The organism is Paenibacillus sp. FSL K6-1558 (assembly GCF_038002565.1).
Classification (GTDB): Bacteria; Bacillota; Bacilli; order Paenibacillales; family Paenibacillaceae; genus Paenibacillus; species Paenibacillus polysaccharolyticus.
The window spans coordinates 5,732,265-5,749,552 of the sequence record NZ_JBBOCV010000001.1 but is presented as its reverse complement, the minus strand read 5'-3'; the positions used below and the strand labels follow the sequence as shown (position 1 = coordinate 5,749,552).

16 protein-coding genes are annotated in these 17,288 nt (G+C 46.5%); 3 read left to right on the top strand and 13 right to left on the bottom strand.

What is annotated here, in order from left to right; all coding sequences use genetic code 11:
- Positions 1 to 36: 36 nt before the first annotated feature.
- The 7 genes from MHI38_RS25040 to MHI38_RS25010 all read right to left on the bottom strand — a co-directional run bounded on the left by MHI38_RS25040 (position 37) and on the right by MHI38_RS25010 (position 4,311).
- Complete coding sequence (locus MHI38_RS25040; RefSeq protein ID WP_186812213.1) at positions 37 to 579, bottom strand: bifunctional adenosylcobinamide kinase/adenosylcobinamide-phosphate guanylyltransferase; 543 nt, start codon at positions 577 to 579, stop codon at positions 37 to 39.
- 36 nt (positions 580 to 615) lie between these two features.
- Complete coding sequence (locus MHI38_RS25035; RefSeq protein WP_090922264.1) at positions 616 to 1,167, bottom strand: hypothetical protein; 552 nt, start codon at positions 1,165 to 1,167, stop codon at positions 616 to 618.
- Positions 1,168 to 1,350: 183 nt separating this feature from the next.
- Positions 1,351 to 1,539 (bottom strand): aspartyl-phosphate phosphatase Spo0E family protein, encoded by a 189-nt coding sequence (locus tag MHI38_RS25030; protein ID WP_308722269.1) that lies wholly within the window; start codon positions 1,537 to 1,539, stop codon positions 1,351 to 1,353.
- A 220-nt stretch (positions 1,540 to 1,759) separates the two neighbouring features.
- Positions 1,760 to 2,968, bottom strand: coding sequence for an aminotransferase class I/II-fold pyridoxal phosphate-dependent enzyme (locus MHI38_RS25025; protein ID WP_090922260.1), 1,209 nt, complete (start codon positions 2,966 to 2,968; stop codon positions 1,760 to 1,762).
- Positions 2,969 to 2,981: 13 nt separating this feature from the next.
- Positions 2,982 to 3,482: an Lrp/AsnC family transcriptional regulator gene (locus MHI38_RS25020; protein ID WP_145328963.1), complete on the bottom strand. Its 501-nt coding sequence runs from the start codon at positions 3,480 to 3,482 to the stop codon at positions 2,982 to 2,984.
- Between the two features lie 156 nt (positions 3,483 to 3,638).
- A complete protein-coding gene (locus MHI38_RS25015; RefSeq protein WP_090922256.1) occupies positions 3,639 to 4,022 on the bottom strand; it encodes a spore coat protein in 384 nt (127 codons plus the stop codon).
- 55 nt (positions 4,023 to 4,077) lie between these two features.
- The gene (locus tag MHI38_RS25010) at positions 4,078 to 4,311 is read right to left on the bottom strand and encodes a hypothetical protein (protein ID WP_090922254.1); all 234 of its coding nucleotides are present in this window, start codon (positions 4,309 to 4,311) and stop codon (positions 4,078 to 4,080) included.
- Positions 4,312 to 4,406: 95 nt separating this feature from the next.
- On the opposite strand from MHI38_RS25010, the gene MHI38_RS25005 reads away from it, so the two are divergent.
- Positions 4,407 to 5,627, top strand: a complete 1,221-nt coding sequence (locus tag MHI38_RS25005) for an NAD(P)/FAD-dependent oxidoreductase (RefSeq protein ID WP_253495886.1) — start codon at positions 4,407 to 4,409, stop codon at positions 5,625 to 5,627.
- A gap of 114 nt (positions 5,628 to 5,741) precedes the next feature.
- Here MHI38_RS25005 and MHI38_RS25000 read toward each other — a convergent pair whose 3' ends face one another.
- The 4 genes from MHI38_RS25000 to MHI38_RS24985 all read right to left on the bottom strand — a co-directional run bounded on the left by MHI38_RS25000 (position 5,742) and on the right by MHI38_RS24985 (position 10,624).
- Positions 5,742 to 6,950 carry an MFS transporter gene (locus MHI38_RS25000; protein WP_253495888.1) on the bottom strand — a complete coding sequence of 403 codons (1,209 nt, stop codon included), beginning with the start codon at positions 6,948 to 6,950 and terminating at the stop codon, positions 5,742 to 5,744.
- Positions 6,951 to 7,082: 132 nt separating this feature from the next.
- Positions 7,083 to 7,649, bottom strand: coding sequence for a hypothetical protein (locus MHI38_RS24995; protein WP_090922301.1), 567 nt, complete (start codon positions 7,647 to 7,649; stop codon positions 7,083 to 7,085).
- Positions 7,650 to 7,769: 120 nt separating this feature from the next.
- Complete coding sequence (locus tag MHI38_RS24990) at positions 7,770 to 8,195, bottom strand: DUF350 domain-containing protein (RefSeq protein WP_090922248.1); 426 nt, start codon at positions 8,193 to 8,195, stop codon at positions 7,770 to 7,772.
- 62 nt (positions 8,196 to 8,257) lie between these two features.
- The gene (locus MHI38_RS24985) at positions 8,258 to 10,624 is read right to left on the bottom strand and encodes an endonuclease MutS2 (protein WP_308722136.1); all 2,367 of its coding nucleotides are present in this window, start codon (positions 10,622 to 10,624) and stop codon (positions 8,258 to 8,260) included.
- Between the two features lie 193 nt (positions 10,625 to 10,817).
- On the opposite strand from MHI38_RS24985, the gene MHI38_RS24980 reads away from it, so the two are divergent.
- Entirely contained in the window at positions 10,818 to 11,177 is a 360-nt protein-coding gene (locus tag MHI38_RS24980; protein ID WP_090922244.1) for a phage holin family protein, read from the top strand.
- Positions 11,178 to 11,400: 223 nt separating this feature from the next.
- Positions 11,401 to 11,769, top strand: a complete 369-nt coding sequence (locus MHI38_RS24975) for a cytochrome C oxidase subunit II (protein ID WP_253500257.1) — start codon at positions 11,401 to 11,403, stop codon at positions 11,767 to 11,769.
- 102 nt (positions 11,770 to 11,871) lie between these two features.
- On the opposite strand, the gene MHI38_RS24970 is transcribed toward MHI38_RS24975, so the two are convergent.
- Positions 11,872 to 14,676, bottom strand: coding sequence for a hypothetical protein (locus tag MHI38_RS24970; RefSeq protein WP_253495892.1), 2,805 nt, complete (start codon positions 14,674 to 14,676; stop codon positions 11,872 to 11,874).
- A 138-nt stretch (positions 14,677 to 14,814) separates the two neighbouring features.
- The gene (gene pheT, locus MHI38_RS24965; protein ID WP_253495894.1) at positions 14,815 to 17,268 is read right to left on the bottom strand and encodes a phenylalanine--tRNA ligase subunit beta; all 2,454 of its coding nucleotides are present in this window, start codon (positions 17,266 to 17,268) and stop codon (positions 14,815 to 14,817) included.
- Between the last annotated feature and the right edge of the window lie 20 nt (positions 17,269 to 17,288).

Genomic DNA, 17,288 nt, shown 5'->3' with positions numbered 1-17,288 from the left:
ACGCTGAAATATCTTACCCGATTACCCAAAGCTCGTCTATCCTTCATCTTCATAACGCAAATGCAGAGCTTTCAGATCAATCGCAAGTCCAGACACCAGCATAAACATCTGTTTTGCATTAGACTGCAGAATCCGGTTCACCGAAGCCATTCTCGCCGCAAAAATACGTTCCTCTTCTGACGGATGTAAGCTACCTTGCATCTCATTTGTAATGATAAGTATTTTCCCCTGATAGGATAGCAGTGCATCTAGTAACCGTTGTGTTTCCACACGTTGCAGATCCAGATCGGTTGCTTCCCTGAAACTCGCTGCCATCCAGGACGTCAGGCTATCCACAATCAACATGCGTTGATCCGCCAGAAAAAGATTGGATTCCCGATTAATCTGGTTCACCACTTCAGCAAGCTTCGGGCCGTTCCCCACCTGAATGGCACGATAATGAGCGGATGGCAATTCGGGAATTACGGAATCATGATCACCAGTGGACAAATATACACCTTCCCGGCTCATTTGAGCCGCATATTTCAGCGCAAAGCGCGTTTTTCCGCTGCCCATACCGCCTGTGACCGTAATCAGCAATCCGTTCCCTCCTCCCATACCTGTTCTAGATAGATGTTATTCTGTCAGCGCCTTGAGCACTTTTTTCGACTCTTCAATGTTAGCCGCTGACAATGGAATGGTAGCGAACAGATTGCTTGGGGCATAGTTTACATCCTTGAACATCTGCATATTCTCCAGCGGAATACCGTACAAGTGGGTTTCTTTTTTCATATCAGATCCATCGTCGCCCTTCCCTTTTTCAACCAATACAGATCCCTCAAATACACCACGTTCATATTTCTTGGGATCAAATGTATCATCTAGCGGGACATTCGAGCCGTTCTGACCATACTGTTTCATATCATTTTCAGGCAAGATAAAGATATCATGGCTGCCAGCGGCATATTCAACCAATATTTTTTGAACATCATACATCGCACTTGTAATGATTTCTACTTTTGGTTCTTCACCAAGCTTTTGCTGCAGATTTGTTTGTAACTGTTCCGAAATACCCGATGGATTACCCTGGTTATCAATAATAAACACCGTAAAACCATCTTTACCGCCACATCCGGCTAATATAAAGATTAATGAAATTATTGCGGTCAGTCCCCAAAATCTCCTCATTCCAGTTCCCCCTTTAGTCTCCTAACTCCAATATATCACAATTGTTCCACGCAAAAAAATAACCCGTATTCGACATTACATTAAAGTACATAACAAAAAGGAGACCCTTTCGGACCTCCTCTCTGCCGTGTTACAAATTATATCATTCTACATGTTCCTAGCATATATCCATCAACCCGATATTTACTTCGGTTTGACCGGATTAGCCTTCATGTATTCGTTAATTTTCAAGTCCAGCAAACTGCTGATTTCAATCACAATGTCGGATGTAAATGATTTCTCTTCCAGAAAAATCTGTTCCATCTTGCTGCGAAGCATGCGGATCTCATCTTCCAAGGAAATGTTATGCAAGGATGCGTCATCAGGGTTCACCGACCATCGGTCGCCATGATCGCTTTCTGCCAGAACGTGTCCACGATTTGTCGGTAAATCATATTCAACACAAAACAAAGCTAACCCCTCCTCAGAAAATAATTTTCCAAATATATGAAATCCTATTTCAAATTGAAATTATATCATAATATTTTGTAAAAGAAAGTATTTTTTTGGAAAAGTACCAAATGCCTTATTTATACTGTAGTTCTTCTTTGTATTAACCCTCTTTTTGAACTTTGTAAACAAAATTTCCGATACGTTCCAAAGCTTCGTTTAACTGGGATACTGAGGTCGCATAAGAGCAACGTAAAAATCCTTCTCCTTGCGGCCCAAACACGTTACCTGGCACCGCAGCCACCTTGTTCTCCGTTAACAATCGTTCAGCAAACAGATCGGAGCTGAGGCCTGTCTTCTGAATACTCGGAAAAGCATAAAACGCTCCCTGCGGTTCATGGCAATCCAGTCCAATATCACGGAACCCCTGTACGATCAAACGTCTGCGCTGGTTATAGGATTCGACCATTCGGTCTTTCTCACCCAGGCCATTTGTCAATGCTTCGAGAGCTGCTACCTGACCCATTGCCGGCGCACACATTACCGTGTACTGATGGATTTTGAGCATTGCTGCAATGAGTTCAGGATGTCCACACATATATCCAATCCGCCATCCCGTCATCGCAAACGCCTTGGAGAAACCGCTCACCAAAATCGTGCGATCTTTCATATCGGGAATTGAAGCGAAGCTAACATGTTTTTGATTATAAGTCAACTCAGCATATATTTCGTCAGCAATGACGATCAAATCATGTTTTTTGATGACCTCTGCAATCGGCAGCCAGTCTTCGTAGGTCATGATCGCCCCTGTTGGGTTGCTTGGATAACATAAAATAACAACCTTCGATTTCGGTGTAATGCTAGCTTCCAGCGCTTCAGCCGTTACCTTGAACTGATCCTTTGCATATGTCTCTACCCCGACAGGGATACCTCCACCGATGGAAGCAATAGGAGAGTATGCGACATAAGATGGCTCAGGGATAAGAATTTCATCTCCGGGCACGATCAATGCACGCAAAGCAAGGTCAATTGCTTCACTTCCACCTACGGTGACAATAATCTCATCTTTCGGATCATACTTGGTATCAAACTGCGTATCCAGATAACTGCTGATTGCCTCACGCAACTTCGGCATACCTGCATTCGATGTATAACTGGTCATGCCTCTCTCGAGGGAGTATACACAAGCTTCACGCATGTGCCACGGTGTTACGAAATCCGGCTCGCCTACACCAAGCGTGATGATATCTTTATTGTCGCCCACCAGATCAAAAAACTTGCGGATGCCGGATGGCGGGATCTGTTTCACGAGCGGAGCCAAATATGAGGACATTGTTTTGTTATTCCCGGTTGTCTGTTCATTCACTATCATGACACATCTTCCTTTACGGCGAGATCATGAGACGGTTGTCTTCCTGATGGTCTTCAAAAATAATCCCGTCCTGCTTATATTTTTTAAGAATAAAATTCGTCTTGGTTGACAGTACTGAATCAATCGGAGACAGCTTCTCCGATACAAAGTTAGCCACTTCACGCAGATTACCACCCTCTACTTCAACAAGCAGATCGTATGCTCCTGACATGAGGTAAACCGACTTTACTTGCGGATAAAGATAGATTCTTTCCGCAATCCCTTCAAAGCCACGCCCACGCTCAGGTGTAATCTGAACTTCAATTAGGGCCGTCACTTTCTCATCATCAATTTTGCTCCAGTTCACTACCGTTGCATATTTTACGATGACGTGTTCTTGTTCAAGCTGCGCTACAGCAGCTTTGATTTTATCTTCCGACTCCCCCAGCAGCGTTGACAGCAGTGCGGGAGTCCTTCTCGCGTCTTCCTTCAACAGATCCAGAACTTTAAGTTGCAGATCGTTCAACTCTTTCATCGTTTTCCCTCCAGCGTCATCCAGGTTCCTAAAATGAATTAATACTTATATTACATGAATTCAACGTTGGTGCATAGACAAAAGACCGCCTGCCTTCAATTCAGGCAAGCGGTGGTATGGTCTTTAAGCAAATGCTTCAAAACCCTTATCTACAGGTTACATGTAATAAGGGTTGCCGTAATTCGGTTGACGCGGAGATACATTTGGCACTTGACCATAAGAGCTAGTTTGTACAGTTTTTTCTTGCACGAATTGCTGACATTTCTGCTGTGCTTGGTGTGCAGACTGAATCTGCTTGTCCAAGTCCTGACGCGGTGCTTTAGCAGAAGCGGAGTACATGTTGTTCTGCTGCATCAGGTTAAACAGTTCTCCTTGCAGGCGAAGTGTATCATTCGTCAAATCATTGAACATAGTGCGAACCATCGGACAGGAAGATTCTGTTGTAGCCGTTGTGTATTCGCGCGAAGTTCGTCTCAGGTCTGCAAGAATGGTTTTTAACAAATCCTGTTCTTGCATAAAAGTTCCGGTTTGATTATACATGTGTGTTTTCCTCCTATGTGCTGATTTATTGCTGTGGGTTGCTTGTTGATGTGAATTATTGTGATTGGGAAGGTGCAAGAGATTGATGCTGATGCAATGTTTGAATCAATGTGTTCATATGTTGCTCATGAGAGCGAACATATTGATTCAATGCCTGTTGAATAGCCGGATGTGTAGATATGGAAGCTGTAGCTGCACATTGCTTGATCAGCATCTCCTCGTTGGAGATGGAATCGGCAATATAGTTCAATTCTTTTGGACTCAGGGCTTGCATTTGTGAATGTTGCATGTACGTCGTACCTCCTAGATCTATAGTTTATGCGAGTTTATTGTTACCTTGAAATACAAAACTATACCAATGTGAAGACAAAGGAGCTGGTTCAATTGGATCTTGTATATGGCACACCTTACTGGCCTTCAACTTATAAATCGGATGTGGATTATCCCTCTTTAAATGGCGACATCTCTTGTGACTGCTTGATTATTGGTGGCGGTATGGGAGGTGCACTGACTTCAAGGCTGCTTGCAGAGCGTGGATTCGATACGGTTGTCATTGACAAGCGAAAAATAGCACATGGAAGCAGTTCAGCCAACACCGGCCTGCTACAATATACCAATGACAAAACGTTGACATCGTGCATCAACACATTTGGAGAAGCAAAAGGGGTACGCTTTTATCAGCTGTGCCGTGAAGCCATGCAGCAGCTTTCCGAAATTGCCGGGAGTCTGAAGACCGATCCGTGGTTTATTCCGCGAAACAGCTTTTGTTTTGCCAGCAGCGAAGAAGATGTTTCTTTGCTAGAGGAAGAATATCAGACCTTACAAAAGCATGGATTCGAAGCAGAGCTATGGAACGCAGACCAAATCAAAAGCCATTTTCCTTTTGTGAAACCAGCCGCCTTATACACCAGAGGAGATGCGGAAGTAAATCCGTATCGGTTTGTGCAAGGGCTGTTTGAGTCGGCCGTTCAACATGGGGCACGTATCTACGAACAAACAGAAATGATTCACTGTGAATATGACGATGAAGGGGTCTTGTGTTATACTCCCCATGGCAAAATTCGAGCTAAGCAGATCGTTTATGCAGCCGGTTATGAAACGCAAGAGATCAAAAAAGACCGGGGAGCGTATTTGAAAGCAACGTATGCTATAACAACCAAACCTCTGTCTGATCTGAGCTCTTGGCATGAGCAAGCTATGATCTGGGAAACGGCTCGCCCTTATCTATATATGCGTACCACGCCAGACAACCGCATTATCGTGGGTGGACTTGATGAAGAAACACCGGACAAGGATCAGCGCGAGCTCCGTTCCAAAAATCAAGGCGATGTTCTGCTAGATGAGCTCAAAACATATTTCCCGCTTGATCAGCTAGAGGTGGATTATGCTTGGGGTGCTGTATTTGGTAATACACATGATGGCCTTCCCATCATTGGTACGCATCCGGATTACCCACATTCATACTTTGTCGAAGGGTACGGTGGGAACGGAACGGTGTACAGCATGATTGCGGCCTCACTGATCGCAGATGCCATTAGCGGCGTTCAGAATGAAGATATGAAGCTTTTCTCCCTAACAAGAACGAGCAAACCATCTCCAGCCTAAACGCAAAAACACATTGGATGACATACGGTTTCGTCGTATGAAAAACAACAAAAGGGTACGGCTAAGGGATAACTTCCATTCCCTCGCTGCACCCTTTTTTTTAGTTATAAACTTTTATGAATCACGAGCTGTCGTGTTGATCAAAAGTTTCCTCATAAACATCCAGCCAATGAGCGGAAAAGCCCCAAGGATGATAATGAGCCAGATTAACACTTTAGTTGATGGCGAGTTTAACACAGTAATCATAAATACGGTCAAGCCAAAAAGCCGCCCGCACATCAGACTGAGTTCCCTCAATACGACAAGTTCAACCCTTTTCTCCACATTTTCGCCGCTTGTGCCCATCATGTCGAAACCTGCGGAGATCATCGGCAAAATATATAGCGGCATCGCTATAGCGCTTCCGATTCCCATAAAAAGCAGTGTCCCATATGTCACTTTCCAGAGTAGTGGTAACAACACCAGAAGTAACAACACGGAACCTGTAAACATCCCTTTAGATCGATAATGAGGTTTAAACCATTTTCCTGCTGCCCAGTAACTGGCGAGCGCAACAGCTGAAGTAATAAGAGAGAATTGTCCAAGCTTGTACTCCTGGCTTGTCGCCAGATAAACCAGCAGTGCAATCAAAAAGGCAAATACCCCTTCCCGAACGCCTTGGGCAAACAGCCCCATGGAAAGCGGCCTCCACGGACTCTTTGGGGTGGACAACTGCCGGATGGGTTCTAACCAGCAGTATGTCCCGCTAACTTTTCGTTTTTTCAGAAAAAAACTGAAAATCACTGCAATAATATAAATAACAAGAGATACGGTGAATATAAGCCGATATCCTGTATTATCTGCCATACGTGAAATAATGAGGCCCGAAAACCACGGCCCAACAATGCCTGTCATAGAGCCTAACAAACCAACCCAGCCATTAAACAAGTCCCTATTTTCCCGATCCGTCACTTCGAAATAGACGACATTAAAGGCAATCCAGAATAGCCCCAATGCACATCCTAGGAGCAAACCTAACGGCCAGATCCAATCCACAGCGCTCTTGCCAGTCCACAGAACAAGCATATAGAACATACCAGATAATGCTGTCCCAAGCCTCAATGCACTCATTTTATTATGTTCCTTGACCCACTTCCCCGCGAGCCAAAACGTGATGCCAATAGCCAGTTGCTGACTGATGGTAAACCAGCCGAGCATGGCGTAATCCGGACGGCTTTTCCATAGAAACACGTTCAAAAACGTACCGGACAAGGCTCCGGCTAACGCAAACAATCCATTCACGCCTAAAAGCAGAATGGATTGTCTTCCCAAAGTAATCTTCATCTGCCCCTCCTCCATGACCTGAATCCAACTTAACTTGAACAGGTGGCTCTTAAGGCTTAACGTACCCCAAGCCGGAGGAAAACATGATGAATCTTTGGTGTTGTATAAAATTAGTTTTCAAACCAATGTGATCTATTCGTGTGCACTCAGGTTCTGAATCAAACGCAGACGGTCATCCTCTGATAAACTGTATTGAACCTGGAAGCAACCAGAGCACACGTAAGTCAATACCGTAAATGGAGATGACAAGACAACACCTTTCCCAGAAGCAGCATTGGCCACTGGTGTGAATGTATCCTGACTCGCTGTCTGCGTACCAGCTAGAATCATGAATTCCCGACAATTCGGACACTCTGGTACTTCCTCTTGCTGATCCAGTTGCTTTTCTACACCTTGTTCATATTGAATCAGATCGTTGCCCTCATCTGCATATTTATTCAATGTCCGAAGTTCTGGCAACTTCAGTTCCACTTCATCACCCCAAAGCGAAGTCAGGTCCGAGATTTGCTCTTTATCGTTTGAAATGTCCTTCATGTCGAACTCTTCTTCGCTATCATCATTCTCTTCATCACCAATGTTAATGTTCAGTGTACGGTAACCCTTTAATTCATTATGACAATACGGACACTCTTCTTCCGGACCCAGTTCCTCATCCCAAACAATCTCTGTTTGACACCAAGGACATACCGTTGTTTCCATCATGTATCAACCTTTCTCTTTCATATAATTACGTATTTAACACATAGATCACACCGATGGCAAAAAACACAATCGACGCCGCAAACAAAATCCGTATCAATATTTTCATCATCGATCCCCCTAGACAATGCTTGCGCCAATAACAAAGGACAGTGAGACAGAAATGATCATGGATATTAATCCAACTGCACGGTTATCTGCTTCAATCTCCCGGTCAATTGAAAACACTGGCGTCAGGAACTCGAACAAAAAATAAGCAATGAGCAACAAAACAAACCCGACAAATGACCATGTCATCGCTTCATATACTGAAGATTTTGCTTGAATGCAAAAACGGAGTACGTTGCAAATCCCAAAGATTTTCCCGCCTGTAGCCATAGCCACAGCCACATTGCCTTTTTTGATCTCCGTCCAGCATTTATATTTGGTCACCAGTTCGAAGCATGCCAGAAAAACAAGCAACTCCATAATGGCAACCGAGAAGAAACCGAGGACCATCCCGAGCGGATGAGACAGCAGTCCGTCAATCGCTTCTTTCACTCCCATTCTCCTTCCGAACCTGCTATCCACCTTGACTGAACAGCAGGCATTGTTTATTCATCTTGAGGCTATTCCAGTTCAGCGACGGTTACACCGTTTCCTCCCTCTCCGTAATTGCCTAGACGATAACTTTTAATATGTTTATGCTTCCGCAGGTAATCCTGAATACCCGTACGCAAAATTCCTGTACCTTTGCCATGGATAATATACACTTGACCCAAGTTGGCAAGGAATGCTTCATCGATGAAACGATCTGCTTCCATCAGCGCCTCTTCCAGGTTAGCCCCCCGCAGATCCAGCTCACTCTTCACGTTATCATCTCGAGTACGCTTCATGCCTGTGACTGGTTTTTGCTTTGGCTGTTTTGCTGCTGGTGCTGTCTGTTGCAACTCCAAATCATCCAGCGACACTTTCATTTTCATAATGCCGAGCTGTACCACAGCATCCTTGTTGCCTGCCATCTCCACGACATGCCCCTTCTGATTCAGACTATAAACCAGAACTTCATCACCTGGGCCAATTGCACGTGCTTTCGGAGCAGCTGTCTTTTTCACCGTTTTTTTACGTTTTTCCGGTTCTGCTTCATCCAGCTGCTTACGAGCAGCGATCAATTTATGCTCCTTGACAGAAGCCCCCTCTTCCAGGGCCAGCTGACGAAGATCCGCAATAATTTTCTCTGCTTCTGCACGGGCCTTATCAACAATGCTGCGTGCATCTTCCTCCGCTTTTTCAATCCGGCGGTCACGCTGTTGTTCCAGCTTTTCCAGCTCGGCTTGATGGCGGCTGCGCAATTTCTCCATATCCTGACGAAGCGTTTCCGCTTTCTGGCGCTCTTGTTCAGCTGTTAGACGGTTCTCTTCGAGCGAAGCGATCATGTGTTCAATCCGCTGATCTTCTTCTTTCACTTCACCGCGTGCATAATCCAGAATGTAACCCGGAAGCCCCAAGCGCTCTGCAATCGCAAAAGCGTTACTGCGTCCCGGTACACCGACAAGCAAACGGTATGTTGGACTCAGTGTATTAATATCAAATTCCATACTGGCGTTAATAACGCCTTTACGCTCGTACGCATAAGCTTTCAACTCACTATAGTGAGTCGTTGCCACCATGCGGCAACCTGTCTGGTGCATATGCTCCAGCATGGAGATGGCGAGCGCAGAACCTTCTGCCGGATCTGTTCCTGCTCCAAGTTCATCCAACAGGATGAGACTTTTCGGCGTCATATTTTTCAAAATACGAATGATGTTGGTCATATGGCTAGAGAACGTACTCAGATTCTGCTCGATACTCTGCTCATCACCAATGTCGGCATAGATCGCATCAAAGACACATAGCTGACTGCCGTCTTCGGCTGGAACAAACAATCCCGACATCGCCATTAAACTTAATAGACCGATGGTTTTCAACGTTACCGTTTTACCACCCGTATTCGGTCCAGTCACGATAATAGAGGTGTAGTCGTTGCCCAGCTCTACATCAATTGGAACGACATGTTCAATCGGAATCAGCGGATGACGTCCTTTTTTCAGCTTCAGGAAACCCCGATCATTCATCCGAGGCAGGGTTGCTTTCAGTTCACGGGCTAAACGTGCTTTGGCAAAAATAAAATCAAGCGATGCCAGCAAATCGACATCATATAACAGCCACTCACCCTGCTCACTGACATGGGCCGTCAATTTTTGCAAAATAACCTCAATCTCACGTTCTTCCCGAATCCGGGTTTCGCGTAATTTATTGTTCATAGCCACGATGGATTCCGGCTCAATAAATAGAGTCGCTCCTGAACCAGACTGATCATGAACAATGCCGCCGAAATAAGAGCGGTACTCTGCTTTGACCGGAATCACAAATCGATCTCCACGAATCGTAATAAGCTGATCTTGAAGCATTTTGGATACCGTAGATGAACGAATCATTGAATCCAGCTTTTCCCGAATCCGTGCTTCTCCCCCGCGCAGTTCACGGCGAATCTGTGCCAGCGTTACACTCGCACTATCTGCAACCTCCGCATTATCATCAATACAGATACGGATCGCATCTTCAAGCTCCTTCTGCTCGGACAACTGGTCACTGATATAGAAGAGCGACGCTATCGGCTCGTCCTCATGCAGCGTTGCAATCTGACGTTTCAATCGTCTGGCCGCATGTGTCGTTGTGGAAATACCCAGCAGTTCATGCGGGTTCAGGGTGCCTCCAATCTCAGCACGTTTTACAGAAGCCGTGATGTCTACAATCCCGCCAAATGATGGGGAACCTTTGAGACGCTCAAAGGTGAAAGCTTCATCCGTTTGTTGAAGTAAACGTTTTACTTCTTCAAGATCACTATTCGGTTCAAGTTGCTCCGCTTTTTTCTTGCCCATTGACGTTTGAGCAAAGCCAATCAATGTATTTAGAATTTTGCGATATTCTAATGTGTGTAATATTTTCGTGTCCAAGTGTACAACTCCTTCCAAACTATACCTGTATTATAACGAAAGAAACTTTGTTGCGCTATTTAACGAATCCTTCCACACATAACTTGGGGTATGACGCCACAAACTACATGTGTCAGGATTGTGCTATTCATTTTACTCCCTTAGAGTTCCCATGTTTATGCCCAATCCAATCTGAACAAAGGAGGTAACCCCTATGAATTTTCTGGGCCATGTCGTACGATTTATTATTGCAGCTATCGTCTTAATGGTTGTAAGCTGGATCGTTCCCGGTTTCGCCGTTGGTGGTTTCTGGAGCGCACTGATGCTTGCATTGGTCATTGCCTTGCTGGGCTGGATCGTTGAAGGCATCTTTGGCAAAAGAGTGAATCCTTTTGGCCGGGGAATCGTCGGCTTTATCGTAAGTGCACTGGTCATTTGGCTGGGTCAATATGTGGTTGATCACGTTGAGGTCAGCCTGCTCGGTGCCATTCTCGCCGCATTGGTCATCGGGATTATCGATCTCTTCATCCCGGTATCCACACCGTTTGATGCCGGACGTAGCTCCAAAAGCTAAAGACAGCCTGCCATGTTGGCTAACGCTCTAACAAGACACCTAAACCTCGGAAGGCCGTTGGCCTGAAGAGGTTTTTCTTTTTGCACATCAAGTGATCAGCAACTATCGATAAATTTCAATAAAACGACATACCCCACATGTACAGGCATCGCCAGATTGCGGTATGATGATTTGAGAAATCATTCAAATTTTATCCATCTCACACGTCTGAAGGAGGTACATGATGAAGAAAGGTATAACATGGCTTGCCGCGTGTATGTTAATTCTTGTTCTTGCTGCATGCGGTAGTCCCAAAGATTCAGCATCCGAGCCAGAGATTACAGCCAGCGAACAACTGGTGATCAAGGCAAGCAACTACGAATTCGATCAACCCGAATATCGACTCAAAAAAGGTGTGCCTGTGAAGATTGTTTATGAAAACGTCAACGGAAATCACGGTTTGCTCGTGCCTGAGTTCAATCTTCTGCTAGACACTCAAAAAAGTTCCAAAGTCATTGTCCCGGACAAAGTCGGAGAGTTCGAAATGTCATGTTCCGTTTCTTGTGGATCTGGACACAGTAGCATGATCTCCAAAATTATAGTAGAAGAATAACACTTCAAGACAAGAGCCCCCGTAGCGACGGGAGCTCTTTGTGTATTATAACAAATTATGCAAGAGTTTGCTGGTCAGCACATCGACGAAAAGAGTCATTCGTTACGTCTGATCCTGCTCAATCAATTCAATCCATTCGTTATATTCCGTCTGTAACTTCGTATATTCATCATGCAACTGACGATATTCCGTATTGAGTTGCTCCGCCTTTTCTTGTTCCATCTCTCGCTCAACCTGCATCAACCGAAGCTGGTTTGCCGCTAGTTCATAACGTTCACTTATTTCTCGCAGTTCATTCTCCATGATCTGCTTCTCCTCATCAGCCTCCACTTGATGCTGTTCCCGCTGTGAACGTTCCCTGAGCAACTGGTCTCGTTCTTGTACCAGTTCTTCCAGCTTCTCGGAACTCGCTGCACTCTCTCGTTGCCACGCTGTCAATTCACTCTCCAGCGCTGTCCAGCGATCCTGCCATGCCTGCTCCTGCTCCGCCCATTCGTCAGCTCGGAGCTTCCATACCTGTTCGTTCTGTTCTGCCGACTGAGTTGCCTGTTCCAACTGTGAGCGAAGCTCTTCTTCACGTGTCATTAGTTGCTCGATGCGAGAAGACAGTTCCGCCTGGTTGGCCGACAGATCCTCATGTTTAATTTGCCATTCGAGAGCTTCCTCTTCCGTCTGCGCGAGTTGATTCGCTTGCTCTGTATAACGCTTGGCAAGCTGCTCAGCGGACTGTCTTGCTTCGTTCAGCGATTGCTCCAGCGCATTCTTCTCCGCTTCGAGTTCACTCATTAGAGAACCAGCATTTTCTTCTCGTTGGAGAGCATCACTATAATCGTTACGGATCTGCTTGTATTGTTCTTGCAAACGGCTTAATTCCTCTTGGGCACTATGCAATTCATCGCGAGTATCAGCTAACTCCTCATGCTTATCATTTAGTTCACGGCGTGTGCCTTGTAATTCCTCATCCAATTGCTTGAGTTTTTCTTCCAGGACCTCGTTTTCTTTCTCATAACGAACAGCCTCTTCATTGTAGAGACGTGCTTCTTCCTTTACAACGGAAAGTTCATCATGTAAGGACTGTACACCAGCCTCCAGCGTTTCATTCTGATCGGCCGCTTCGAGAATCTGATTCTCCAGATCGCCAATATCGGCGAGTCGCTGTTCAGCAAGATCTTTCCATGATTGTTCACTCTCCGTTAGTGTTGTGATCTCATTTTGCAATGTACGTACAGCCGCATGTGCCTGCTCAAGCACCTTGTGCAATCTGCGCTGTTCTTCTTCTGACTTCGCTTCTGCTTCAAGCAAATGCTGCGCATCCTGTTCAAGCTGGGTATGCTGTTCCTGGAGTTTACGCAGTTGAGCTGTGAGCGCTGTTTCACGATCCACTGCTTCATTATACAGATCTTGCAACTGTTGCTGAGAGTCCTGTGTCTGTTTCAACGACTGCTCCGTTTCACGGAGTTTGTTCTGCAGATCATTGCTGTCTCCTCTCAATTGCTCCAATTGCTGCTGAAGCTCCGCAATTCGACGTGTCTGAGTCTCCTGATCCTGAATACGGATCTCGTGCTCCTGTTGCAATGACTCCACATGGGTACGTTCCGCTTGAAGCAACTGTTCTTGCTCAGACACCACTTCCTGCGCATGTTGAAGCTGACTCCGAACCTCTCCCAGTTGTTCATTGATCTCCGTTATGCGAGCATTTGCCTGAGCGCGTTCTTCCTGCAACTGACGAGCCAGTTTACTCCGCTCCTGCTGTAGCGTTTCTTCAGCCGCAGCCGTTGCCTCAGCTGTACGGGTAGCCGCTGCTTCCTGCTCTTCTTTCAATTGCTCTTCATAAAATGCCTCTTTCTCCATCCATTCCAGTTCGGATTGCTCGGAAAGAGCTTTAAACTCAGCCTGCAATTGCTCCAGTGTAGCCTGATGCTTCTGTTCAGCTTCAGCAATCCATGCTTCACGCTCTTGTTTCGCTTGTGCTTCGAACGCATCCGCCTGCTTCTGTGCATTCTGCTCGGCTTGCTCCAGACGTTGCTTCATTTGATTTTCAAGTTCGCTATATTGGAGGGTTGCCTCTTCCTCCACCTGTCTCAATTTGACTTCAGCCTGTTCCAGTTCAGAGAGGATCGCGGCTTCTGCCTCTTCTTTGGCCGCTTGTACCTGCTCTGCCGCCTGAACCTGCAGTTTTTGGCGCTCTGCTACTGCCTTGCTTTCGGCTTCCTTCAATTGTGCCGCAGTTCTTTCCTGCAACTCCTTGTACTCAGTTGCGGCTTTGGCCCGCACTTGCTGTAGCTCAGCTGCCGCACGGTTCTGTGCTTCTTTAAGTTGCGACGCAGATTGAGCCTGTACTTGTTTGAGTTGGCTTGCCGCTTTTTCCTCTGCTTCCTTTACACGTGTATTAGCTTTCACTTCTGCCTCTTTGAGTTGTGACGCGGCTTGCGCTTGCATCTTCTGGATCTGATCCTTCATTTGGCTGCGCTCTTGCTCCAACATCGCATTCAGTTTGGAGATTTCAGCCTGCTTGTCTGCGGTGAGCTTTTGCAAAGCCTGCTCCGCCTCAATCTTCTTCTGGCGAACCTCAGCGAGAGACTGATCTCGCTGTTGCAATTCTTTTTGGTGTTCGCTCTGAATGGCGTTTAATCGGTTCAATTCATTTCGAAGTTCTGTACGTTCTCCCGTGAGCATCTTGAGCTCATTTCGGATCTCCTGCGTCTGTAGAGACTGCTCAGCCATATGTACGGCCGCAAGTACAGCAATACGCGGCGTGTCCAAACGGGAATGACTTTTGGAGATGGCGCTCATACGCTCATCTACCAGATTAGCTACTTGTTTCATATAATCGGCACTGCTGCCGACCAGTTTATAGGAAGTCCCGTAGATCTCTACGGTGACGCGTGTACGATCAGGTGTAGTCACAGTTGTGCCCTCCTTCAAGTCTGTATGTTGATTCTAAGCTGTAATGACAAAAAAGTCACATCGATCCTCTATTGCTAAGGATTCGATGTGACTTCGAGCAATTCCTGCTAATCTTTGTTCAAAAAATTGACTTCTGTCTTATTTGCGCAGTTCTGCGTTGAATTGCTCTTCCAAACGTGTTACGACCCGCGCATGAGCTTCGGTAACTTCCTCGTCTGTCAACGTGCGTTCACGGTTTCGGTATACCAGAGCCATGGCCACACTTTTCTTGTCTTCACCCAGCTTGCTGCCTGTGAATACGTCAAATACCTGTACGTTCTGCAACAGTTCACCCGCACATTCACGGATGGTACGGAGCATGTCGCCAGCTTCGATATTCTTGTTTACCACCACGGCAATATCCCGCTCTACTGCCGGGAAGCGCGGAAGCTCACGATAACGAATATCCGCATCCGCTTCCTGATATATCGCTTCAAGAGCAATTTCAGCAACATAAACATCATTCAGATCATATTGTTGCTGTAGTTCTGGATGCAACTGACCGAGAGTACCGATCAATGTGCCTTCACTTCCATCTTTGCCATCCAGATAGATGGAGGCAGAACGCCCTGGATGGAATCCTTCCGGACTGTTCGCCACGAAGCGAATCCGCTGCTCAAGCCCCAAATAAGCAAACAAGTTCTCAAGTGCACCTTTGATGTCAAAGAAGTCCACTTTCTCTGCTCCTACATTCCATTGTTGCGCTACACGGTCACCCGTAAGCAACATGGAGAGTACCGGAATTTCATGCGGTTGCTTCGTCAGCTTCTCTTCCTCCGTGAAGAAAACACTGCCTACTTCAAACACAGCAAGCGAATCCTGCTTCCGATTCATGTTGTATACAGCAGCATCCAGCATCTGCGGCAGAATGCTCGTACGCAACACACTACGATCTTCACTCATCGGCATAGCCAGCTTAACCGCTTTGCTTCCTTGTGTCAGCGCAGGGAACAGCACTGATTTGTCCGGATGAACAAAGGAATAACTGATCATTTCCTGCCAGCCGCTACCAGACATCAACCCACGGATCGTACGACGAATGGCTTGAGGACGGGTATATGCTCCTGGTGTAGTCGGGCCCTCAATCCACGTTGTTGGAATGTTGTCGTACCCGTATAGACGGGCAACCTCTTCGAACAGATCCACATCTATCGTGATATCCCCTCTGCGAGTAGGCACTTCCACATCGAGAACACCCTGCTCCGCATCACCACATGCAAAGTGCAACCGGGCAAAGATTGTTTTCACCTCAAGCAGAGAAAGATCCGTTCCCAAATAACGATTAAGTCTGTTCAGAGACATTTGAATGACACGTTTCTCGGAAGCTTCAGCCCCAGCCTGCACAATCCCTTGATGTACTTGGCCTGATGCATAACGCTGAATGAGTTCAGCCGCACGATCCAGAGCCGTAATTACAGCACCCGGGTCTACTTCTTTTTCAAAACGCAAGCTTGCTTCGGAACGTAGCCCCAGTTGGCGCGACGTCTTCCGAACCGTTCCGCCATCAAACTTGGCGGACTCCAAGAGCAGATTCACGGTGCCTTCCGATACCTCGGAATTTTCACCACCCATAACCCCGGCGATGGCAACAGGCTTCACGCCATCGGTAATAAGCAGCATATGCGGTTCCAGCTTACGCTCCTGTCCATCCAACGTCACAATCGTTTCGCCTTCGTGTGCCATACGCACCTCAATACGGCCGTTCTCCAGCTTATCCGCATCAAACGCATGCAACGGCTGCCCGTATTCCAGCATGACATAATTGGTAATATCCACGATATTGTTAATTGGACGTACGCCTGCCGCCATGAGACGGTTCTGCATCCAGAGCGGGGAAGCCCCCAGCTTGATTCCAGTCACATAACGAGCCGCATAATGGCTACATTGCTCCTGAGCTTTGATCTCTACAGAAATATGATTAGCGGCTTCATCACCAGCTTCAACCAGTTGATCTTTCGGATTCGGCAACGTCACTTCGCGTCCCAGAATCGCACCCACTTCGTATGCCGCACCGCGCATACTCAAGGCGTCGGAACGGTTCGGCGTCAAGTCGAGCTCCAGCACATGATCATCCAGACCCAGCACCTGGCTGATTGGCGTGCCGATCTCTGTGTTTTCCGGCAGCACAAGAATACCTTCCTGTTGCTCTTTAGGTAGCAATTTGTCGTTCATGCCAAGCTCCTTGGCCGAACAGATCATACCAAGCGATACAACGCCGCGCAGCTTCGCTTTTTTAATATCCAGCCCGCCTGGAAGCTTTGCGCCAACAAGGGCTACCGCTACTTTTTGACCCGCATCCACATTTTTCGCGCCACATACGATCTGTAGCTCTTCCTCTTGTCCTGCATCAATCACACAGACATTCAGTTTATCAGCGTCCGGATGTTTCTCCTTGCTCTTCACATAACCAACAACAACCTTGTTTACCCCTTGGTTGCGGTTCTCCACAACATCAATTTCGATCCCTGCACGGGTGATTTTTTCTGCCAGCTCCTGTGGGGTTACACCTTCAAGGGCAATGTAATCAGACAGCCAATCTGTCGATACTCTCATGCACGTTCACTTCCTTAATC